Source organism: Streptomyces sp. TAA486 (genome assembly GCF_000426165.1).
This window is the reverse complement of record NZ_AUEV01000020.1, coordinates 81010-101760: the sequence shown is the minus strand read 5'-3', so window position 1 is coordinate 101760 and position 20751 is coordinate 81010. Positions and strand designations below refer to the sequence as shown.

At 70.6% G+C, this 20751-nt stretch carries 25 protein-coding genes; 5 read left to right on the top strand and 20 right to left on the bottom strand.

What is annotated here, in order from left to right; translation table 11 throughout:
- Positions 1 to 80: 80 nt before the first annotated feature.
- Positions 81 to 1205, top strand: coding sequence for an aminotransferase class V-fold PLP-dependent enzyme (locus I004_RS36000; RefSeq protein ID WP_037977726.1), 1125 nt, complete (start codon positions 81 to 83; stop codon positions 1203 to 1205).
- Here the strand turns inward: I004_RS36000 and I004_RS0125450 are convergent.
- Complete coding sequence (locus I004_RS0125450; RefSeq protein ID WP_028437814.1) at positions 1189 to 1923, bottom strand: DUF4097 family beta strand repeat-containing protein; 735 nt, start codon at positions 1921 to 1923, stop codon at positions 1189 to 1191. The two genes, I004_RS36000 and I004_RS0125450, sit on opposite strands and share 17 nt — an antisense overlap.
- A gap of 224 nt (positions 1924 to 2147) precedes the next feature.
- Here I004_RS0125450 and I004_RS0125445 point away from each other — a divergent pair, with 224 nt between their 5' ends.
- Complete coding sequence (locus tag I004_RS0125445) at positions 2148 to 2966, top strand: class I SAM-dependent methyltransferase (protein WP_028437813.1); 819 nt, start codon at positions 2148 to 2150, stop codon at positions 2964 to 2966.
- Between the two features lie 66 nt (positions 2967 to 3032).
- On the top strand, positions 3033 to 4160 hold the full coding sequence (locus I004_RS0125440; protein WP_051345422.1) for a MerR family transcriptional regulator: 1128 nt from the start codon (positions 3033 to 3035) through the stop codon (positions 4158 to 4160).
- Between the two features lie 102 nt (positions 4161 to 4262).
- On the opposite strand, the gene I004_RS0125435 is transcribed toward I004_RS0125440, so the two are convergent.
- The 4 genes from I004_RS0125435 to I004_RS0125420 all read right to left on the bottom strand — a co-directional run bounded on the left by I004_RS0125435 (position 4263) and on the right by I004_RS0125420 (position 7785).
- A complete protein-coding gene (locus tag I004_RS0125435) occupies positions 4263 to 4685 on the bottom strand; it encodes an ankyrin repeat domain-containing protein (protein ID WP_028437811.1) in 423 nt (140 codons plus the stop codon).
- Between the two features lie 187 nt (positions 4686 to 4872).
- Positions 4873 to 5577: an HAD family hydrolase gene (locus I004_RS0125430; RefSeq protein ID WP_028437810.1), complete on the bottom strand. Its 705-nt coding sequence runs from the start codon at positions 5575 to 5577 to the stop codon at positions 4873 to 4875.
- A gap of 132 nt (positions 5578 to 5709) precedes the next feature.
- A complete protein-coding gene (locus I004_RS35995; RefSeq protein ID WP_051345421.1) occupies positions 5710 to 6777 on the bottom strand; it encodes an aminoglycoside phosphotransferase family protein in 1068 nt (355 codons plus the stop codon).
- A gap of 132 nt (positions 6778 to 6909) precedes the next feature.
- Positions 6910 to 7785 carry a winged helix-turn-helix domain-containing protein gene (locus I004_RS0125420; protein ID WP_028437809.1) on the bottom strand — a complete coding sequence of 292 codons (876 nt, stop codon included), beginning with the start codon at positions 7783 to 7785 and terminating at the stop codon, positions 6910 to 6912.
- A 228-nt stretch (positions 7786 to 8013) separates the two neighbouring features.
- Between I004_RS0125420 and I004_RS39940 the strand changes: the two genes are divergently transcribed.
- On the top strand, positions 8014 to 8190 hold the full coding sequence (locus I004_RS39940) for a hypothetical protein (protein WP_197351859.1): 177 nt from the start codon (positions 8014 to 8016) through the stop codon (positions 8188 to 8190).
- 113 nt (positions 8191 to 8303) lie between these two features.
- Here the strand turns inward: I004_RS39940 and I004_RS0125410 are convergent, their stop codons facing one another.
- From I004_RS0125410 to I004_RS0125400, 3 genes are all read right to left on the bottom strand, one after another.
- Positions 8304 to 9554, bottom strand: a complete 1251-nt coding sequence (locus I004_RS0125410; RefSeq protein ID WP_028437808.1) for a GNAT family N-acetyltransferase — start codon at positions 9552 to 9554, stop codon at positions 8304 to 8306.
- Between the two features lie 148 nt (positions 9555 to 9702).
- Positions 9703 to 10665 carry an asparaginase gene (locus I004_RS0125405; protein WP_028437807.1) on the bottom strand — a complete coding sequence of 321 codons (963 nt, stop codon included), beginning with the start codon at positions 10663 to 10665 and terminating at the stop codon, positions 9703 to 9705.
- A 144-nt stretch (positions 10666 to 10809) separates the two neighbouring features.
- Positions 10810 to 11409: an RsiG family protein gene (locus I004_RS0125400; protein WP_199779462.1), complete on the bottom strand. Its 600-nt coding sequence runs from the start codon at positions 11407 to 11409 to the stop codon at positions 10810 to 10812.
- 161 nt (positions 11410 to 11570) lie between these two features.
- Here I004_RS0125400 and dtd point away from each other — a divergent pair, with 161 nt between their 5' ends.
- Positions 11571 to 11996 carry a D-aminoacyl-tRNA deacylase gene (gene dtd, locus I004_RS0125395; protein WP_028437805.1) on the top strand — a complete coding sequence of 142 codons (426 nt, stop codon included), beginning with the start codon at positions 11571 to 11573 and terminating at the stop codon, positions 11994 to 11996.
- Between the two features lie 60 nt (positions 11997 to 12056).
- On the opposite strand, the gene I004_RS0125390 is transcribed toward dtd, so the two are convergent.
- From I004_RS0125390 to I004_RS0125335, 12 genes are all read right to left on the bottom strand, one after another.
- Positions 12057 to 12539, bottom strand: coding sequence for a VOC family protein (locus tag I004_RS0125390; RefSeq protein WP_037977724.1), 483 nt, complete (start codon positions 12537 to 12539; stop codon positions 12057 to 12059).
- Positions 12536 to 13447 (bottom strand): helix-turn-helix transcriptional regulator, encoded by a 912-nt coding sequence (locus tag I004_RS0125385; protein ID WP_051345419.1) that lies wholly within the window; start codon positions 13445 to 13447, stop codon positions 12536 to 12538. Before I004_RS0125385 ends, I004_RS0125390 begins: the two co-directional genes overlap by 4 nt.
- 103 nt (positions 13448 to 13550) lie before the next feature.
- Positions 13551 to 14522, bottom strand: coding sequence for a CAF17-like 4Fe-4S cluster assembly/insertion protein YgfZ (gene ygfZ / locus I004_RS0125380; protein WP_028437802.1), 972 nt, complete (start codon positions 14520 to 14522; stop codon positions 13551 to 13553).
- Between the two features lie 92 nt (positions 14523 to 14614).
- Positions 14615 to 15151 carry a Fur family transcriptional regulator gene (locus I004_RS35990; RefSeq protein WP_051345418.1) on the bottom strand — a complete coding sequence of 179 codons (537 nt, stop codon included), beginning with the start codon at positions 15149 to 15151 and terminating at the stop codon, positions 14615 to 14617.
- A gap of 22 nt (positions 15152 to 15173) precedes the next feature.
- Positions 15174 to 15779: a heme-binding beta-barrel domain-containing protein gene (locus I004_RS0125370; RefSeq protein ID WP_028437801.1), complete on the bottom strand. Its 606-nt coding sequence runs from the start codon at positions 15777 to 15779 to the stop codon at positions 15174 to 15176.
- Positions 15780 to 16187: 408 nt separating this feature from the next.
- Entirely contained in the window at positions 16188 to 16565 is a 378-nt protein-coding gene (locus tag I004_RS0125360; RefSeq protein ID WP_037977719.1) for a DsrE family protein, read from the bottom strand.
- Between the two features lie 140 nt (positions 16566 to 16705).
- Positions 16706 to 16993 (bottom strand): DUF1416 domain-containing protein, encoded by a 288-nt coding sequence (locus I004_RS0125355; protein WP_028437798.1) that lies wholly within the window; start codon positions 16991 to 16993, stop codon positions 16706 to 16708.
- Positions 16994 to 17126: 133 nt separating this feature from the next.
- Entirely contained in the window at positions 17127 to 17966 is an 840-nt protein-coding gene (locus tag I004_RS0125350; protein WP_028437797.1) for a sulfurtransferase, read from the bottom strand.
- A 253-nt stretch (positions 17967 to 18219) separates the two neighbouring features.
- Positions 18220 to 18303: an Ms5788A family Cys-rich leader peptide gene (locus I004_RS40510; RefSeq protein WP_486580306.1), complete on the bottom strand. Its 84-nt coding sequence runs from the start codon at positions 18301 to 18303 to the stop codon at positions 18220 to 18222.
- Between the two features lie 252 nt (positions 18304 to 18555).
- Positions 18556 to 19272, bottom strand: a complete 717-nt coding sequence (locus I004_RS0125345) for an LmeA family phospholipid-binding protein (protein WP_028437796.1) — start codon at positions 19270 to 19272, stop codon at positions 18556 to 18558.
- Between the two features lie 147 nt (positions 19273 to 19419).
- On the bottom strand, positions 19420 to 20373 hold the full coding sequence (locus I004_RS35985) for a hypothetical protein (RefSeq protein WP_051345417.1): 954 nt from the start codon (positions 20371 to 20373) through the stop codon (positions 19420 to 19422).
- A complete protein-coding gene (locus I004_RS0125335; protein WP_028437795.1) occupies positions 20370 to 20636 on the bottom strand; it encodes a MoaD/ThiS family protein in 267 nt (88 codons plus the stop codon). The genes I004_RS35985 and I004_RS0125335 overlap by 4 nt, the downstream gene beginning before the upstream one ends.
- Positions 20637 to 20751: the final 115 nt, after the last annotated feature.

The window sequence follows — 20751 nt, the reverse complement described above, 5'->3', positions numbered from 1 at the left end:
GCCCGCGCCTCGCCTCCTTCCGGTCCGCCCGCAGCGAAGTGGCACTTCCGCACAGGCCGAAGCAGGCTCAGTCTTGAGAAATGCAGAGCATCCGGAACGCCGGCGATCCGGCGGACAGGTCCGAGGGGCAATCCCGTCTCGCGCTCGCACAGACGGAGTTCGACCCCGACGTCGTCTACCTCAACACCGCTTCCATCGGCTTGCCGCCACGCAGCGCCCTGAACACCTTGCGCGAGGCGGAAGAAGAGTGGCGCAAGGGGACCGCCGAACCGGCGGCCTACGACCTCCCCGTCGCCGCCGCCCGTGCGGCCTACGCCTCGCTCGTCGGCGTCGATCCGTCGTGGGTGGCGGTGGGCAGCCAGGTCAGCGCCTTCGTCGGGCTCGTCGCGGCGTCCCTGCCGGAGGGCAGTGAAGTACTCACCGCCGCCGGGGAGTTCACCAGCGTCGTCTTCCCCTTCCACGCCCAGGCGCCACGCGGTGTGGACGTACGTGAGGTGCCCCTGGAATCCATCGCCGAGGAGGTGACGTCCCGCACGTCGCTCGTGGCCGTGGCCGCCGTGCAGTCCGCGGACGGACGCCTTGCCGACCTCGACGCCCTCACCGCGGCCTGCGACGCGGTCGGTGCGCGCGTGCTGCTGGACACGACCCAGGCCGTCGGCTGGCTGCCCGTCGACGCGAGCCGCTACGACTACACCGTCGGCGGCGGCTACAAGTGGCTGCTGGCCCCGCGGGGCACCTGCTTCTTCACCGTCCGGCCCGAGCACATCGACGGACTCATCCCGCACTCCGCCGGGTGGTTTGCCGGCGAGGAGCGCTGGGAGAGCCTCTACGGCGCGCCCCTGCGGCTCGCGAAGGACGCCCGGCGCTTCGACGTCTCCCCGGTGTGGCACGCATGGGTCGGCCAGGAGAAGAGCCTGGACCTGCTCAAGGGCATCGGTACGGAGGTACTCCACGAGCACGCACTCGGACTCGCGAACCGTTTCCGCGCCGCCGTCGGGCTGCCGGAGGGCGACTCCGCGATAGTCAGCGCGGCCGTCGACGCCGGCACACCCGCTGAGCTGCGGCGTGCGGGAATCGTCGGGAGTACCCGGGCCGGACGGATGCGACTCGCCTTCCACCTCTACAACACCGAGGCGGACGCCGACCGCGCCGCCGAGGTCGTCGACGGGCGGCTGGCCGAGCAGGGAGTCAGCCCGCCTTCTTGACGGTGATGGAGCCGTTGGTCGTCGACAGGTCGAGGGTGTGGTCGCCCGACGGGTCGTCGCGCAGGCCGATGTGCTTCCCCCCGTTGCTCGTCCTCGCCGACACCTTGTAGCGGTTGTCCGGTGCGGTCACGGAGATCGCACCGTTGGACGCCGTCGCGCGGACGTCCTGCGGCGTGCTCAGGCTGACGTCGATCGCGCCGTTGGACGTCTCGGCACGTACCCCGTCGCCCTTCAGGCCGCGGCCGTTGATGCGGCCGTTGGTCGTGCGCACCGCCACCGCGCCGTCGACGTCGTTGAGGTCGACCGCGCCGGAGTGGGTGGTCACGTCCACCTTGCCGACGCCGGAGAGACTGATCCCGCCGGAAGAGGTGCTGCCGCTCACCCGGACCCTCGGCGGCAGGTCGACCGTGTAGCTCACCTGGCAGTCGTCGCCGCAGCCGCGCAGCACGAGTGTGCCGTCCTCGACGTGGTACGTGCGCTTCTTCGGGCTGTCCCCGTCGAACTCGACGGTCCGGTGCACGGTGACCTTTGTGACGGTCTGCCTGCTGCGGAGCCTGATGGCACCCGAGCTGCTGTCCAGGCGCACGGAACGCACCTTCTGCGACAGCGTCGCGCTGTCCTCAGACGTCTCCCCGGGGATCAGCCCGCATGCCCCGAGCGTGCTCACTCCGACCGCGGCCGCCGCGACCGCGCCGAGGAGGCGGATGTGCCTGCGCATGATGTTCTCCCCGTTTCCGTGGAAGGTGGAGGCTGCTGCTGTCAGCCTTTCCCGCTCCCATCGCCCGACGAGGCTATGGCACCCGCCCGGGCGCGCCGATGAGGCAAACCCCCGTATCGCCCACGGGGTTGACCCCAGTGCGACCACGGCAGGGGAACCGTGCCCGGCTTCTGCCCGTAGCAGATCCGCCGCTGCCGGGCCCGGGCCCGGGGCAGGATCCGCGCATGGGACTCGGATTCGGTGGTGACGTCGCGAAGTACTACGCGGAGTTCCGGCGCGGCTATCCGCCCGAGGTGTTCGAGGCGCTGGGCCGGACCTTCGCGCTGTCCCCCGAGGAGACCGTCCTCGACCTGGGATGCGGCACGGGGCAGCTGACCGTTCCGCTCGCCCGCCGTGCCCGTGCCGTGATCGGCATGGACCCGGAACCCGACATGCTCCGGCAGGCCGCGAAGTCCGCCCGTACCGACGGCGTCGCCAACATCACCTGGGTGCTTGGAGCCGACACGGACGTCCCCGCACTCGGTGCGCTGCTCGGCGAACGGCACCTGGCGATGACGGTGATCGGGCAGGCTCTGCACTGGATGCGGTACGACGACCTCTTCGCCGCCCTCCGCCCGCTCATCCGTCCGGGCGGAGGAGTCGCCGTCCTGGCCAACGGGACGCCGGCCTGGCTTCAGGACAGCGACTGGTCGCGTGCGCTGCGGGGCTGCCTGGAGGAGTATTTCGGCACGAAACTCAAGGACTCGTGCGGCACAGCCCGGAAGGACCGCGAACGCTACGCGCCGGTCCTGGAAGGCGCCGGGTTCACCGAGGTCCGGCACAGCGCCGTCTCCTACACGGAGGAGGTGACATGCGAAGAACTCATCGGCGGGATCTGCTCCGCCGTCCCCGAACAGCAGCTGCCCGCGCCCGCGGACCGGCCCGCCTTCGCCGAGCGCATCCAGCGGGCGCTGCCGCGCAGAGACAGTTTCACGGAACACGTCGAGGTCTCCGTGCTGACCGGCAAGGTGCCTGGTGGGACGGCCCCCCGCGACCGTCCTTGACCTTGTCCTTGGGGGAGGCCGCAGCATCGGCATGCCGGGCGAGGGGCCCGGCGGGGGAGGAGCGGCATGGGTGAGAGCACTGGCACTCCGGGAGGCGCGAGCACGGGTGAGGGCGCGGGGCTGCTGACGATCGGGGCGTTCGCGAAGGCGTCCCGGCTGTCGCCGAAGGCACTGCGTCTCTACGACGAACTCGGTCTCCTGCCACCCGCCCGGGTCGACCCGGTCACCGGCTACCGCCTCTACGCGCACGGCCAGCTGGAGCAGGCCCGGCTCGTGGCGTGGCTGCGCCGACTCGGGATGCCGCTGGCCCGTATCCGCGAGCTGAACGGGCTGGACGGGCCCGCCGCCGCGCGTGAGGTGCGGGCCTACTGGGCCCAGGTCGAGAACGACCTCGCCGTCCGGCGCGACATGGCCGCCTTCCTCATCGACCATCTGTCACGGAAGGACACCGAGATGCCGAACACCGAGAGACCACTGGCCATCCGGTACGCAGCACTGACCGACCCCGGCCTCGAACGGCAGAGCAACAAGGACGCGGCGTACGCCGGTTCGCGACTGCTCGCCGTCGCCGACGGCTGCGGGGGCACCGGGGGCCCCGCGGGCGCCGCAGCCATCGCGACGCTCAAGCAGCTGGAGGAGGGCAACCTCCCGGCGGGGGACCTGCTCAACGTCCTCGACGACACGATCTCGTCCGTCGTCCGCGCCGTCGGCGAGGTCGTGACCGCGGGCCCGGACGCGGACGAAGCCGGTACCACGCTCACCGCGATGCTGTGGACGGGTTCGCAGCTCGCGCTCGTACACATCGGGGACAGCCGGGCGTATCTGCTGCGCAACGGCGACTTCTTCCAGATCACCCACGACCACACCCTCGTACGGTCCATGGTCGACGAGGGCCGCATCACCGAGGAGGAAGCGACCTCACACCCGCAGCGGGCGCTGCTGATGAGGGCGCTCACCGGGCGGCCCGGCGACCGTCCGGACGTACGGCTCCAGGACGTCAGGGCCGGCGACCGCTACCTGCTGTGCTCGGACGGGCTGACCTCGGTCGTACCGGAGGAGCAGGTGCGGCGGACCGTCGCCGGCACGGCGGATCCGGAGGAGGCCGTCCGTGAACTGGTCGCTCTGGCGAACCGGTCGGGCGGGCCCGACAACGTCAGCTGTGTCGTCGCGGATGTGGTGGAGGGGGAGCGGTAGGCGCCGTAGCGACGGACATGCGCCGGACCGGCACCGTACAAGTCCACGTGCCGGTCCGGCTCCGTGCGGTTCTGCGGGCTCTGCCAGCTGTATGCGTCCGGGCTAGGCGGTCTCGCCGAAGAGCTCCAGCAACTCCTTCTTCTCGAACATCCGCGCAGTCTCCACCGCGGACGGCTCGCCGGCGCGCGGGTCCGCGCCGCCCTCCAGGAGCACGCGTACGACCTCGTCCTCGCCCTTGAAGACGGCCCCGGCGATCGGCATCTGTCCCTTGTCGTTGGGCCTGTCCGGGTCGGCGCCCCGGTCCAGCAGGGCTCGGACGACGGCGGCGTGGCCGTGGTAGGCCGCGAGCATGAGAAGGGAATCGCCCTTGTCGTTGGTGAGATTTGCCGGGACGCCCGCGTCGACGTAGGCGGCGACCGTGTCCGTGTCGCCGTGCCGTGCCAGCCCGAAGATCTTCTGGGCGAGCTCCAGCACCTCGGGGTCGTGCGCCGGCTCGTTGCTCTGGGGCATGGGGGCGTCGGTCATCGCGTCCAGTCCTCCTCGTGCGCTGCGCCGGTGCCGACCGGGTCGCCGGACCCGGCAGGCCGGGTGCCCGGGGAGCGTGGGCCGTGCGCCCGGCACGGCCTCTGCTTCCCACCTTGCGTACGGTTCACCGCGTGCCCACTTCCGAGCAGCGCACCCTCCCCACGAGGGGTCACACGTGCGCGAGGGGTCACACGTGCGCGCGGGGGTCCACGATCAGGACAACGTCCCGCAGCGAGTCGACCACGTGCTCGGCGCCGGCCGCCCGCAGCTCCTCCTCCTTGCGCTCGTTGCGCGCATAGCCGAGGAAGGCCACCCCTGCGGCACGCGCCGCCTCCAGATCCCGCGCCGCGTCCCCGATCATCAGGGCGTCCTGCGCCGGTGTCTTCGTGGACTCCAGCGCCCGGAGCAGACAGTCCGGGTCGGGCTTGAGGCGTAGCTCGCCCTCTGCGCTCCGTCCGTGGATCCGGCCGGTGAACAGCTCGTGCGTCGTCCGGCTCTCCAGATAACGCTCCACAGCCTGCTGCGAGTTGTTCGTCGTGACGGCGAGCTCCCGGCCGGTGGCGACGAGCGTGCGGATGAGCGCGTCGGCGTACGCGGTGGGGAAGGCGCCCGGTGCCGCCTCCACCTCCTCCTCGGTCAGCGCCCGCTCGATGTCCCGCGCGACGCCGCTCTCCACGAGCGCGGGCTGCTCGAAGGCGGCGCGCAGTATCTCCAGCGGATCACCGGTGTCGGGTAGCCAGTCGGCGCTGCCGCCTGCGTCGCTGTGGCGTTTGAGGACGGCTTCTCGCAGCCGGTCCGCGATGGAGGCGGAAGGCCGCTGACGGAAGAGGTGACAAATGGGCCCGTCGAAGTCGAAGAGAACAGCTTTCGCGGCTTCGATGAGTTCGCGCATTTCACTCCTCGTACCAGGTCCGCGGCGGTGATGGCCCCCAACTATCTCCCGTACGTGCCGCGACGTACAGCGGTGATCGGGCGCCGCTCGTCCGGCCTGGTGCGGCCGGGCCGGGCCTGTCCGCTCCGGTGGTCAGTCCGTCGGGAAGAACTTCCTGTAGACCTCCTCGATCGAACCGCTCCCGGGCACTGAGCGGAGGTCGAGGTCGTCCCTGGCACGTACGAGCGTGTCCTCGATGACCTTGGCGGTGTGCCGCAACTGCTCCTCCCGCCGGCGGGGCGTCGCTGACGAGCGGACCGCGATGGCGTGCCGTACGACGTCGGTGTGGACCGACTGGACGCGCTTGAACGCCAGGTAGCGGGCAAGGTCGGCGTCGAAGGCCTCGACCGCACCGGGGAGCACCTCGGACATCGTGTCCATCCACCTTCGCCTGACAGTCCGCTCCTGACCGACCGGATAGCGCATCAGATGCAGATGGGTGGCCAGGTCGTAGAGCGGGTCACCGACGCTCGCCAGCTCCCAGTCGATGGTCCAGAGCTGATTGCGGACGTCCACAATGAAGTTGGCGCGATGCAGGTCTCCGTGGAGCAGGCAGAACGGACGGGAGGTCAGTTGCGCTGCCTCGTCCACAAGCCGCGATTCCGGCGAGAAGACTCCGTGAGGGATGCCGAGCCGGTCGAAGAGAACGCCGAACTCCGCCAACCTCTTCTCGTGCACCTCGTCCCGGGAGAAGCGGATCAGGTCCTGCAAAAAGTTCGCGCCTCCCCCTGGAACTTGGTCTCCGCAGGTACCGATGTTCCAACCCTCGACGGTTTCGGCGTCCACGCGGGCCAGCCTGTGGAAGCCCGCCATGATCTGGCGCAGGTGGTTCGGCTTCACACTGGACCCGGAGGGTGCGATGTCGTTGAGCGGCTTTCCCTCCACGAAGCCGTGGATCAACGGTCCGTCCGCGCCCGCGGACCGCACGGGCGGAATGCGCGGCATTCCGAGCCGGTCCAGCTGTACCAGCACTTCGTCCTCGGATGTGAAGTACCGCCGGTCGAACCACAGGACGTCCTCCCGGGGTTCGCCAACCTTGACCCTGCCCATGTCCGCGAGCTCTCCGCCAGGACGCACCACATACCACTCGCGGTGGTACCCCTGAAGCGGACCGTCGATGGTCCCGGTACGTTCGGCCTTTTGATACACGTGGGACGTCATCGGCTGCGCGACTTCCTGAGCGGGCACTGACCGGCTGGAGTGGAGGAACCTTACCGTCCCCTTCGCGGCCGGAACGCGTTTCTCCTTCCGAGGCGACCGATCACCACAGTGTCATCATCCCGGGTGGCCTATTCAGTCGGAATCGAGTGGCGTGGCGATGGTCTTCCACAGCGAGTCGAACCAGGCCTGGGAGTGGCCCACGAAGGCAACGTCCTGCTTGTCGTGACTGTCCGGGCTGCCGTAGAAGCGGAACAGCGAGCTCTCGAATCCGAGGACGTCGAATATCTCCAGCTCTTCTCCCTGGTAGGTCACCTCATCGGGCACCACCTGGTAGTAGCCCATCAGCGCCTCGGTCCGATTGAGGATGTAGAGCTTGTGGAGCGGTGTCGCGGCCACTGTCCGTATCTCGCAGGAGACTTCGGGCACTCCGTACCTGTTCCGAAACGTACCGAGGGTGTTGCGCAGTGCCGTGGCCCAGGTCCGCTGGATCTCGTGCAGGCGATCCAGGGGGCGGCGGTCGTCCGGGTCGTCGATGAGGCGGGGAAGCGCGAGGTACGCAGTCGGGCTCGGAGTGATGACGCGCACCTTGATCGAGCGGGGGGATATCGTCCCGTCGACGATCGAACGGTGTGGTCGCGCAAGGGCGTTGTTGAGCGTTTCCGTCGTCAGCGAGTACGTGTCGATCGTGACGTGCTCGGCGCGGAAGGCCTCGTAGAGGCGCTCGGCCAGTTCCGTGCCGGCCGGCTTGGGCTCCTCGTGGGAGGGGTCCGGCCGGGCGACGGTCGGCGGGGCGCCGCGGCCCGGGTCCGTGAGGAGTCCCTGGCGCTGGAGGTCCTGGATGGCCTGGCGGACCGCGGTGCGGTTCACGCCGAACTCTTCGGCCAACTTGTTCTGCGTGGGGATGCGAGCTTCCGCGGGGAGCTCGCCGGAGTCGATTCGCTCACGTAGGGCGGCGGCGACCACTTGGTGCGGAGGTCTAGCGCCTTCCGCGGGGCTCGTCCTGTTCACACCAAGACGGTACAACTTCACGCCAAGCCGCGGGAGTTGTTGGTCAACTGTTTTCAACCTCCCGCCAAGTGGGCAGACTTTGAATAAGTTGGTGGACAACTTCGTAAGGATGGTAGCCAAGTCGAATCAGGTATCGCCAAGTAGGCGCAGGTGCCCGCCAACACAGAGCTCTCCGGTTCCCGCCTGTCCAACGACGTACGGGCCCGTGCTCGAACGAAGGGGGATGCCATGCCTGTGTTCGCTCTTGCTCTCGCGGCCGCCGTGATCGGATTCGAGCAACTCGTGGAATGGCAGTTCGGTGCCGTCGGGGTCATCGGCTTCGTACTGCTGACCGTAGGTGTGAAGGCGAAGAACATCACTTGCAGCTGTATCGGCGCCGTCGTGCTGACGATGCTGATCGTTTGACCACGCGGCGCGCGGTTACCAACCCACGCCTTCCGTGCGCCGCGTGCCCATTCCGGGGTGATGCCATCCCGGGTGGTGTCATTCCGGGGTGCTGCCAAGTCGGGGCCGCCGTGTCAGAAGATGTCCGGGCACCAGGCGCGGCGCGCCGTGCGGAAAAGAGTGTCTGCCGACAAGGCGGCACCCTCGCGGCGTTCCTCGACGCGACCCAGCACCGCGAGCCGTACGGCCGACTCGTCACCGAGGTAGAGCGTGCCCAACTCGGCGATGTCCAAGGCAATATCGGGGCTCTCGTCCGTGGTCTTGCAGGTGGCGCCGTCGGGGCCGGCCTCCAGGCGGTAGCGGCCGCCGGCGAGCCCTGCCGCGTCGTGGAGCTCCAGGACGAGCCTGCCCTCGACGGGATACCTGCGGGCCTCCAGCATGCGCGGCACGTCGAGCGGCCGCAGCCACAGGAAGTCGGCGTGGGTGTCCAGCCGGGCGGCCCGGGGGTCGGGCAGCAGCAGCGGCAGCACGTCGTCGGGGGCGCGGAATCCGGAACGCACGCGGGTGATCCAGTCGATCGAGAGCACGAAGAGCCACAGCGCGCGCTCCGCGGCCGGGGTGAGCGCGGTGAGGCACTGCACCTCGGCGGTGTTGTGCGGGAGCTTGTTGTCCCAGCGCTCGCGCACGGTCCACGAGACGAACCCCTGCCGAGCGCCCTGCGCGTCACGGTGCACGGCGTGGAAGGGCGGGGTGAAGTCGTCGCCGGAGAAACGGATTTGACCCGTGTGCCGACGCCACCAGCGCTCGGGCCGGTCGATCACACCCTGGCGGTGCTCCTGGGCGCGGAAGCGGTCCTGCAGTGCGGGCCCGATGCGGCGGAACTCCTCGTCGTCGGCGAGGTCCAGGCGGCCGCCGTCGTCCGGGCCGGAGTGACGCGGGTCGAGGCCCGTACGGGGGACGTCGACCTCCCACTCGGAGGTCCACGAGGCCGGGCCGAAGCCGTACCGGCCGTAGATCGGGTACTCCGCGGAGATGAGTGAGGCGAACGCGTCGCCGCGCTCCTTCGCGGCATCCAGCGCGTCGCCCATCATGCGCGTGAGCAGGCCGCGGCGCCGGTGGGTGGGGGAGACGGTGACGTTGGTGACGGCGCAGGACGGCAGGGCCGTGCCGCCGGGGACCGTCAGCTCCTGGGAGAACGTACGGAAGGTGCCCACGCACCGGCCCCCGTCGAACGCGCCCTGTGTGCGCGCCGGATCCACGTCCTGGCCGAGGGCCGCCGCCTCCTCCTCGGGCACCGAGCCGGCGCGCAGAAAGCCAACGGCGACCGCGCGGTACCACTCGGGCAGTTCGTCACGGGAGGCGAGGGTGCGGATCTCCAAGGTCATGCGGCTCACGGTATGGCGGGGCGGCGGCGGTCCGCACATGGATTACGGGCGCCCGGAGGGACGCGCCACGGCCCCGGCCGGGCGCCCTCGCGTCCCGCCGCCGGCCTCGGCCGGGCGCCGCCACGCCTCAGCTTTTCGAGTGAGGCCCTCAGAACGCCGCGCGGACCTCGCCGACCTTCCGGCCGCCGCCCATCAGCGGGGAGTCCGCGATCCGCTCCAGCACGGGGGAGTCCACGCCGAGCAGCGCGAGCGTACGGGCCAGGACGGGGCCGACCGCGCGGTTGCCGCCGTCGTGGATCTTGAACGCGAGGGCTCGCCCGTCGGGCAGCGCCGCCGCCTGGACGGACTCCGCGCCCACCTTCGCGACCGCCCCGGGGACCTCGCTCATCAGCCAGGTGTCGATGCGCCGCGTGCCCGCCACGTACTCGGGGTGCGCCCGCATCGCTTCGGCGACCCGGCCCTCCGGGCTGTCGGCGGGCGCGAGCGCGAGGTTGCGGAAGACGCGCGCCAGCCCGGCCGGTGTGATGGCCATCAGGGGCGCGCCGCAGCCGTCGGTGCCGACGTGCGAGACGCGGTCACCGGAGAGGGACTCGAGCGTCTCCGCGATCAACTTCTGGAGCGGGTGGTCCGGTTGGAGATACGTCTCCAGGGGCCAGCCCGTCGCCCCGCAGGTGGCGAGCATCGCGGCGTGCTTGCCTGAGCAGTTCATGGCGACGCGGCTGCGGGCCGCTTCGTCGGAGCCCGCGGAGATGGTGGCGCGCGTCGCCTCGCCCTGGTCGAGGGGGAGTTCGGGCGGGCACTGCAGCAGGTCTTCGGTCAGGCCGTGCTCGGCGAGCATCTTGCGCACGAGCTCCTGATGGAACGGTTCGCCCGAGTGGCTGGCGCTCGCGAGCGCCAGCCGGGGCCCGGACAGTTCCAGCCCGGCGCGCAGCATCGCGGCCGCCTGCACCGGCTTGTTGGACGAGCGCGGGAAGAAGGGGGCGTCGGGATCTCCCATGGACAGCTCGACGCTGCCGTCGGCCGCTAGCACGATCAGCGAGCCGCGGTGGTGTCCCTCGACGAAACCGGAGCGTACGACTTCGGCGAGCACCGGAGGTATCTCGGACGGCATGTGCGGGAGCCTTTCAGTTCACAGACCCGCTCCCGGGCTCAGCCTTCCGGCTTCTCCGCCCCGGCTCGCCCGTGGGCACCTCGCGCGGGTGCTCCAGGGGCCGCCTCCGGGGCGTGAGGGACCGTGCGCCGGGGGCCAGGGGAGTCAGGGGAGCAGGTCATCCACTTGCGCTTCGCCCTCACGGTACCTGCGTGCGATCTCCTTGCTGCACCCGTCCGCCGTGCGCTGCATCACCTGCCGCCGCTGCGAGACGTGCTGCTCGTAGCCGACGAGACGGGCCATCGCGTCGTGCAGTTCCTCGTCGGTGCGCGCGCCGAGGTTGCTCAGCTCGACCTGCGCCAGCATCTCCTCGGCCAGGGAGCGGTATTCGTCACTCTGCGGTGTGCTCAGCGTCACGTGCCGCGCGGAGCTTCGGTGGCTGGACGGGCCGTCCGCCAGGATCTGCGGGAGCAGGTCGAGCAGCGGCGAGCCGGGGGCGCTGCGCCGGGTGAGTTCGGCGCGGAGGATGTCGATGCGCCCCTGGAGGAGCCGCCGTACGTAACTGAGCTCGCCTTCCTCCTGCTTGGCGTCGCGCAGCAGCGTGCGCAGTTCGGGCAGTCGCAGTCCGTGCACGTCGGGGACCTCGGCCGGGGCGTTCGAACCGGTGGTGGAGTCCGGGCCGGTACGGGCGGCCGGCAGATCCCCGGGGGTACCACCCGGGCCGAAAGGCCCAGGGGGAGTACGGGCGGCGCCGGTTGCGCTCATGGACGATGTCCCCTTCATCCTTAATTGCCCCAATGGCGATGAGAGAAGCGGTACGTACCGCGTGTACGCATCGTGCCATTGCGGGGTGCTTCGGCGCAGCGGTGTCACACCCATCCGGACCATACGAACAGATCGCCGAGCCGCACGGCATGATGGCTGCCATGCGAGCTGTGGTGCAGAGAGTGGACGGCGCGAACGTCGTGGTGGAGGGACGGACGACCGGGGAGGTCGCCGGTGAGGGACTGTGCGTGCTGGTCGGTGTCACGCACGACGACACGTCGGCGAAGGCGGCCCAACTGGCGCGGAAGCTCTGGTCGTTGCGGATCCTCGAGGGCGAGAAATCCTGCTCGGACGTGGGCGCACCGCTGCTCGTCATCAGCCAGTTCACGCTCTACGGCGATGCGCGGAAGGGCCGCCGCCCCACGTGGAACGCGGCGGCCCCGGGCCCCGTCGCGGAACCCCTCGTGGACGAAGTGGTGGCGCAGCTGCGCGAGTTGGGCGCCGAGGTGGCGACCGGCAGCTTCGGCGCCAAGATGAGGGTGTCGCTGACGAACGACGGCCCGTTCACCGTCCTGCTCGAGGTCTGATCGGGGGCGGGGACGCGGGGAGCCCCGGGCGAACGCCTCACGCTGTCCGGGCGACCGCGCTCAGGGGCTGGGCTCGCCGCGGTAGTGGCCGAAGCACCAGAGGTTGCCCTCCGGGTCGCTGATCGTGAAGTCGCGGTTCCCGTAGTCCTCGTCGGCCAGGTCCCGCACGAACGTGACACCCGCGGCCTTCACCCGCTCGTACAGCCCGTCGACGTCACTCGTGACGACGTAGCAGCCGAAGGCGCCGGGGGGTCTGCTCCAGTCGCCGCCCGGTTTGTAGGACCCGAGCATCACACCGCCGCCCTCGGGCCAGTCGAGCTGGCAGTGGGCCACCTGGTCGCCGTCCGTGTACACGGCTGTCCGGACGAAGCCGATCTTCTCCACGAGGAAGTCGATCAGCGCGTGGGCGTCGTGCGCCTGGAGGGTCGGCCAGACGGTCGGCGCGGGTGCGGCGGGACCGGCCGCGGCGTGGGCACTCGTGTGCGCGGAGGACGCGGCCTGCGGCGCCGTCCCGCTCGTCGTGTTCGTCTGCGAGTTCGTCATGCGTCCCACTCTTCGCCGTTGCGATGACCTCCGGCTTGGATATTCCGGCGCTCCTCGGAGATCCACCCGCTCGGGCTCAGGCCCGTGTACTGGCGGAAGTCCCGCACCAGGTGGGAGTGGTCGTAGAACCCGCAACGCGCGGCGATCTCCGACAGGTCCGGTGCTGCTTCCCCGGCCACCGAGAAGGTCACCTCTGCACGGGCCCGCTCGAAACGCATCAGCCGGTTGATCTGCTTCGGTCCCGCGCCGACCTCGCGCTGGAACAGAGTGGTCAACTGCCGTCGGCTCATTGCCACATGACGCGCCATGTCGTCCAGCGACCCGGTCCCCCGGCGGCAGGCCATCCACCTCCACGCCTCTGCCACCTCGGGACGCACCTCCGCGCGGCGCCCCCCGTCCAAGGCCCTCCGGCGGAGGTACTCCGTGACGATCGCGAAGCGCTCTTCCCAGCTCGTCCGCTCGAGCATCCGCTGGTGGACGTCCACCGCCGACCGGCCGAGGACGGAGGCGCCCTGCGTGGCCGCCTGCGTCAACTCGGCGGCCGGCATGCCGAACAGCGCCCGTGCCGCCAGCGGGTGCACGGCCAGCTGCACCCCGGCCTCGCGCGAGGGCTGGACGATGTACACGGGCCGCTGGTGGAGCCCGCCGACGATGATCTCCTCACGGTAGGCGTGCGCTCCCCGTGCGTGCTCCGGGGTATCGCCGCCGACAACAGGACCTTCGAGGGAGAAGATCAACGTGAGATATGGGGAGGGCAGGCCACGATGCAGCTGGGGGTCTGCGTCCTCCGAGTGGTAGCCGACGGTGGAGGCCACCATGGCACCCAGCGTCCGCGGCGCCCGTACGAATTCGTACGAAGCCGCTGTCGGCGGTGCGGACGTCTGTTCGCCGCCTCCTCCGAGGGCCATGCCGCAAGCTTACGCAGGCCGGCCCCCTTCGTACCCGGGCGTGCGACCCGTCATCGGCAGGGCGCGGCCACGCTTTCCCGTCAGGGCGCGGCCACGATTTCCGTCAGGGTGCGACCACGACTTCCTGCGCCGCCGCCGTCGCGTCCTCGCCGACCGTCAGCGCGGCGTCCACGGGCACGTTGCGCTTGACCAGGGCCAAGGCGATGGGCCCGAGTTCGTGGTGCCGGGCGGAGGTCGTGACGAAGCCGAGCTTGCGCCCGTCCGGTCCGTCGTCGGCCAGCCGCACGGCGTCTCCGTGCACGGGCAGGCGCACCTCGCTGCCGTCGAGGTGGAGGAAGACGAGCCGGCGCGGGGGCTTCCCCAGGTTGTTCACGCGGGCGACGGTCTCCTGGCCGCGGTAGCAGCCCTTCTCGAGGTGCACGGCTGAGCCCAGCCACCCCAGCTCGTGCGGGATCGTGCGGTGATCGGTCTCCATGCCCAGCCTCGGCCGCCGGCCCTCGACGCGCAGCGCCTCGTACGCCAGCAGGCCGATCGCCGGAGGGCCGGACTCCGCGAAGGACTTCAGGGAGGAGCGGGACAGGAACAGGTCACGGCCGTGCGCCGTCTCCCGTACGACGGTCCCCTCCGGTACCTCGGCGATGGAGCCCGCGGGCAGATGCACGACGGCGAACTCCTCGGTGCGGTCGGCGATTTCGACGCGGTAGAAGAACCGCATGCTCTCCAGGTAGGTGATCAGCGCGCGCTGATTGCCGGGCTCGGTGTGCATCCACACCGTCTCCCCGTCGTCGACGAGGTAGAGCGCGTGCTCGATGTGCCCGTGCGCCGAGAGGATCAGGGCCTCCGTGGCGTGCCCCGCGGGGAGTTCGCTGACGTGCTGCGTCAGCAGCAGATGCAGCCAGGAGAGCCGGTCCGCGCCGGAGACGGTGACGACCCCACGGTGGGAGAGGTCGACGAAGCCGTCGCCCTCGGCCAGGGACCGCTGCTCCCGGAAGAGATCACCGTAGTGCGCGGCCACGCCTTCGTCCTGGCCCTCGGCGGCGACGGCACCGGGCAGCGACAGCAGGGGGGAGTTCATGCGGCATCACCGGACAGCACGGGAGAGCGGCGGCTGGGGGTACCCCCAGGGCCGCAAGGCCCAAGGGGGAGGTTGAAGGACATACGACCAGACTACGACGGCGCCCGGCCGCCCTTGTAGGAGCGTTCCCCGGGCTCCGGGGCCAGGGGCTCCGGCTCCGGTTTCTCTCCCGGCCGGGTCCCGGAATCCGCCGGTTCCGGGACCCGGCCGGGCCGTGGGGAGCACTTCGCGCAGCGGCCGAAGATGGCGAAGTGCTTCATGTCGGTGTCGAAGCCGAAGGTGGCGAGGAGCTGCTCCGCGAACGGCTCGGCCACCGACAGATCCGCCTCGATCACTTCCGTGCAGTCCCGGCAGACCAGATGCATGTGGTGGTGCCGGTCGGCGAGGTGGTAGGTCGGGGCGCCGTGGCCGAGGTGTGCGTGCGAGACGAGGCCGAGCTCCTCGAGCAGCTCCAGGGTCCGGTAGACGGTGGAGATGTTCACGCCGCCCGCCGTACGCCGCACCTCGGCCAGGATGTCGTCCGGCGTGGAGTGCTCCAGCTTGTCGACGGCTTCCAGCACGAGCTGGCGCTGCGGAGTGAGGCGGTATCCGCGCGCCCTCAGGTCGCTCTGCCAGTCGGTCGTCACCACATCGACAGTGTAGGACCGCCGCTCACTTGAAGAAGGCGATGCCGTCGTCGGGCAGATCGCCCAGGTCCTTCGCCCACTCGCGCAGGTCGACGGCCTTCTTCAGCTGTGCGGACATGTACGGCTGCAGCGGCACTCCGGGTGCGGCCCGCTCGCCGACCCACATCAGGTCGCCGTTCACGTAGCCGTAGAGGCGCTTGCCGCCGCTGTACTCGGCGGAGGAGGCGGTGCGGGCGATCGCGTCGGTGGCGAGGTCGATCTGGGGCTTCTGGTCTGCCAGCTCCCCGTACCAGACCTCCGCGACGCCCTGGTCGCGGATCATGACGACCTCGACCTTGCGCTCGGAGTCGATGCGCCAGTAGCCGCTCTCGGTCTCCAGGGGGCGGACCTTCTCGCCCTCGTCGTCGAGCTGCCAGCTGTGCGAGACGTACTCGAGGAAGTCACGGCCGTCGTGGCTGAAGGTGACCTCCTGCCCGAAGTTGCACTTGTCGCTTCCGGGGCCGTTCTCTCCCCCAGCTACCGCTGGGAGGTGCCCCCAGTCGAGGGCGGCGACGCCCGCGCCCTGCCAGTTGCCGAGCAGGAAGGCGAGGGGGACGAGGTCCGGGTGCAGGTCGGACGGGATCTCGATCATGGGAACTCAGACGGTCGGTACGGACGGTGGCTGGTGGGGCACCACCCGGGCCGCAAGGCCCAGGGGCGGCTGCGCTGGAGGTACCACCGGGCGGCAAGGCCCAGGGAGGCCCCGGGCGACTAGCGCTGGCCCTGGTAGAGCTTCTTGAACGCGAGACCGGCGAAGGCGGCGGTGCCGACGCAGACCAGGACCATCAGCGCGGTGAAGAATGCCTCAAGCACGGGGTGTGCTCCTCGGATCGTTCGTCGTGGGTGTTTCTCTGCGCACGGACCATCCCGCCGGGAGATGCCGCACGGACCGATTCTAGTCTTCGTCGTGGCAGCCCCCGTACACGGCCTGTGCGGCCCGCGCACGGCCTGTGCGGGACGGCAGCCCCACGGGCCCGGCACCGGCGGGTACAGCGGCGCCTCAGTAGACGAGTGCCTGTACGCCCTCAGCCATGATCTCGCTGACGAAGACCTGAGCGCCCGCGATGCGGACACCCTCCAGCACGTCCTTCTCCTCGATGCCGCGGCGGGCGGCGCACTGCGTGCACAGCGTGATCAGCCCTCCTGCCTGCATGCCGGAGATCAGCTCCGGCAGCGGCGCCGCGTGCGGCAGTTCGAACTCTTCGGCCCTTCCCGGTAGCGCGAACCACGCCGACTCCCCGGTGAGCCAGAGCGACACCTCGACGCCGCTGGCGGCCGCGACCGCGGCGACGGTGAAGGCCTGTGAGCAGCGCTCCGGCGCGTCCGCGCCCGCCGTCACCTTGATCACGAGCTTCTTGCCTGCTGATGCTGCTGCCATGCGGCAAGCCTATGCCGCGGACGGTCGGGGGCCGCACGCGCGCGAAGGGCCGCGCACCGGGGAGTACCCGGGCGCGGCCCTTCCGGCTCAGCATCGACCGCTCGGCAGCGGACCGCCGGCGGGGCGGACCGCGCCGGTGGTCACACGGCGATGGCGACCTCCGACAGACCGCCGTCCTGCGCGACGACCGTGCGGTCCGCGGTGCCGCCGGGCACCAGTGCGCGGACCGTCCAGGTGCCCTCGGCCGCGTAGAAGCGGAACTGGCCGGTGGCGGACGTGGGAACCTCCGCCGTGAACTCGCCGCCCGCGTCGAGCAGTCGCACGTACCCGGTGACGGGCTCGCCGTCGCGCGTCACGCTGCCCTGGATCGTGGTCTCACCGGGCTTGATGGTGGAGGCGTCGGGACCGCCTGCCTTGGCTCCGCACATGGAAGTTCCCTTCGGTTCTGATCAGGTCGGGTCCGGCCCGGGTGGGGGTACTCCCCCTCGCTTCGCTGGGGGGACCCACCCGGGCCTCCCCCATGGCCTTGCGGCCAGGTGGTACCCCCAGCCCAGGGGGAGGTCAGTCTTCGGTGCCGACGGCGACGGGGACGCCGACCAGCGAGCCGTACTCGGTCCAGGAGCCGTCGTAGTTCTTGACGTTCTGCTGGCCCAGCAGCTCGTGCAGGACGAACCAGCTGTGCGCGGAACGCTCACCGATGCGGCAGTAGGCGATGGTGTCCTTGCCCAGGTCGACGCCCTCGCCCTCGTAGAGCTCCTTCAGCTCCTCGTCGGACTTGAAGGTGCCGTCGTCGTTGGCGGACTTCGACCACGGGATGTTGCGCGCGCTCGGCACGTGGCCCGGGCGCTGGGACTGCTCCTGCGGAAGGTGCGCCGGGGCGAGCAGCTTGCCGGTGAACTCGTCGGGCGAGCGCACGTCGACCAGGTTCTTGGTGCCGATCGCGTCGACGACCTCGTCGCGGAAGGCGCGGATGGAGGTGTCCTGCGGCTTGGCCTTGTACTCGGTCTTCGCGCGGGTGGGCACCTCGGCGACCAGGTCGCGGGAGTCCAGCTCCCACTTCTTGCGGCCGCCGTCGAGCAGCTTCACGTCCTGGTGACCGTAGAGCTTGAAGTACCAGTAGGCGTATGCGGCGAACCAGTTGTTGTTGCCGCCGTAGAGCACGACCGTGTCGTCGTTGGAGATGCCCTTCTCGGAGAGGAGCTTCTCGAAGCCCTCCTGGTCGACGAAGTCGCGGCGGACCGGGTCCTGGAGGTCCTGCTTCCAGTCGATGCGCACGGCGTTCTGGATGTGGTTCTTGTCGTAGGCCGAGGTGTCCTCGTCGACCTCGACGATGACCGTCTTCGGGTCGTCGATGTGGTCCTGGACCCAGTCGGCGTCTACGAGGACGTCACTGCGGCTCATGGTTTCTCCTCCGGGGCAGATAGCGGATGAGGCAGGCAATCAGGTGCGGAATCGGGACGGGGAGTGCGAACGCGCACGTATGTCGGGGTCGTCGGCCGCACGGAGCCGGACGCCGTGCGGGGGCCGGGGCGCCGGCGGGGGGCGGGACGAACGGCTGGGGTACCGCCCGGGCCGCAAGGGCCCCACTGGGCAGGCAGCGCATTCGCGCTCGGCTTGAACCGGACTCAGGCGAGGTCCGGCGGGCCGGCAGCCGTCAGGAGGACATGCGACAGAGCATGGCGGCGACGCGGCAGAGGTCGACTGCACGCCGTTTCGTGAGGTCCGCCTGTCGCTTCATGGGGTCGATCGTAAGGACGGCAAAGGCCCCGTGTCACCGCGAATCCACATCGTGAGACGTGATCGACCGTGATGTGGGACGGCCGCTCGATTCCCGATACCCGGGGAGGGGTCCGCCGTGTCGTGCCGGGGCCCGGAAGCCTGCCCGGCGGACGTGGCCGTCTCGTGCAGTGGGACGCTTTTCGCGGCGGGACGGCTGCCGCCGCGATTGCGGCAGCAGCCGTCCGGCCCTGGTCAGACGTGGCAGTCGCGATCAGCCGCCGAGTTTCACGTCCTTGCCGCGGACGGTCAGCTCGATCCCCTCGACGGTGGGCTCGACCTTCTCCAGTTCGAGCCCGTCGGGGAGTCCCGCTATCTTCCGCTCGAAGTCGATCCTGCCGCGGATCGCCTGCTCCAGGCCCGGGATGTCCGCGCCGGGCACCTTGTCGGCCCGCAGCCTCACCGTGTTACCGCCGGAGACGCTGACCGTGCTGGTCACGCTGCGTTTGAAGGTCTGGCCGAGCCCCGGCACCGTGACGCCGGCGCTCACCTTGACCCTGCCTTGGCCGCTGCCGTCCTTGCCGCCCCAGCCCACGTCCACGCCTTCGAGAGCGGCCTTGGTCAGTTCTCCGTACGAGACGAGCGCCGTGCCGGTGGCCCGGTCGGCCTCGGCGGAGGAGAAGTCACCGCTGAAGCGGACGTCCTGCAGCTTCGCGTCGATGCGGTTGACCTTCAGCTGTCCGCCGGAGGCCTCGGCCTTCAGACCGCTCATCTCGGCGTCGACCTCGCCGAGCTCCTGCGCGGCGATCTGGGTGAGGAACGGGAAGCCCTTGATGTCGATGGAGGTCTTCCCGGCGGACGCGATGCCCGGAGAGCTCTTGATCTTCTCGGCGGCCTTGTCCTCGGCCAGCTTGACCGCCAGCCGGTCGGCGGCCACGAACAGCACCGCGAGGACGAAGAGGACGATGAGCCCTCTGCGTAGTGCGCGCATCTGCGTTCTCTCCCATGCTCCCGTGCGGCATGCCGTGGTTGGTGGTCTCACCCAGGCCCGAGGGGCCGAGGGGGAGGATTGTCGGCCCGGAGGGACGGACGCGGCCTCACGGCCTCCGGAACTTCAACGAGCCTATCCCGGCGGCACTCAGACGAAGGCTCTGCCGAACAGATAGACGACGGGTGCTGCCAGCGTCAGTGGCAGTGCCACACCTGCCGTCATGTGCACGAAGCGCGACGGGTAGTCGTAGCTCGCCACCCGCAGTCCCAGCAGGGCGCATCCGCCCGTCACCAGGCCCAGCACGCCGCCGGCGGCGGCGGGGGCGGTCGCCGCCCCGTCACCGCCGAGCACGGTCAGCTGCCCGGCGGCAACTCCCGCCCCGGCGGCCGCCAGCAGGGCGACGGCGGGTGAGACGAACGGCGGCAGTGGCAGTGCCCGGGCCAGCGCGGCGACTGCCACGGCGGCAGCGCCGGCGGTCACCGCGTCGGCGGACGCCGCGTCGAGTGAGGCGAGGTACCCGGCCGCGACCACCGTGAGAGCGGTGGAGGTGAACGCGGCCGTCAGCGCGTAGAGCCGCTCGTCCGGGCCGGACTGGTTGCGCAGATGGAGTACGACGGTCAGCACGCACCACAGGCCGAGCGTGCCGATGATCACGGCGGGGGCATGGCCGCTGTCGGCCAGCAGCAGCGAGGCGTCCGTCGTCATCCCCGCGAGGAAGGCGAGCGCGATGCCCTGGCGTGCGGGCCACATCCCGTTCAGGCGGAACCAGCCCGCCGCCGTCACCGCCTGGAGCAGCGCGACGGCGACGGCCAGCGCGGCCTCGCCGATCTGCGCCGCACCGGCCACCAGGAGAGCGAGGGCCGTGGTCACGGCCGCGGGCAGCAGCCCGGGAGCGATGAGCGGGGAGCCCTTGGAACGGGTCGCGGAGGCGCCCGTGCGGGCGGCGGCACCGGTGGCAGTGGTCGTGGCCGCGACGGCGGACGGCAGAGGCTGGGACTGGGGCTGTGACTGACGGTACGGGCCGGGACGTGAGTGGGGCTGCGGGTGGCCTTGCGCCTGGTGGTGCTGCGCGCCCGCGCGGGAGTGGGAGTTCTCGCTCATGCGGCACCTCCGGCGAACGGAGGGAGCACCTCGACGGTGCCGCCCTCGCTCAGCACGACCGCGTCGTGCGCGCGCTTGCCGACGGACCGGCCGTCCACGAGAAAGGAGCAGCGCAGCAGCACGCGGGCGAACTCCGGGCTTTCGGTGTGACGTTCGCGGGCTCTGTCCAGCGCGTCGGCGAGCGTCCCCGCCTCGTAGTGCTCCTCGGCCGTACCGGCCGCGGCTTTCGCCGCCGCCCAGTAGCGGATCGTGCCACTCGCCATCGTGGTCCTGCCCTCTCAGCCTGTCCGTCCCGCGGGATCGCGCCGTGCCGCCGTCCTGTCCGTCCTGGACTGCGTTCCGCAGTCGGCCTCACGGGACGGTCGGACGGTTCGTACG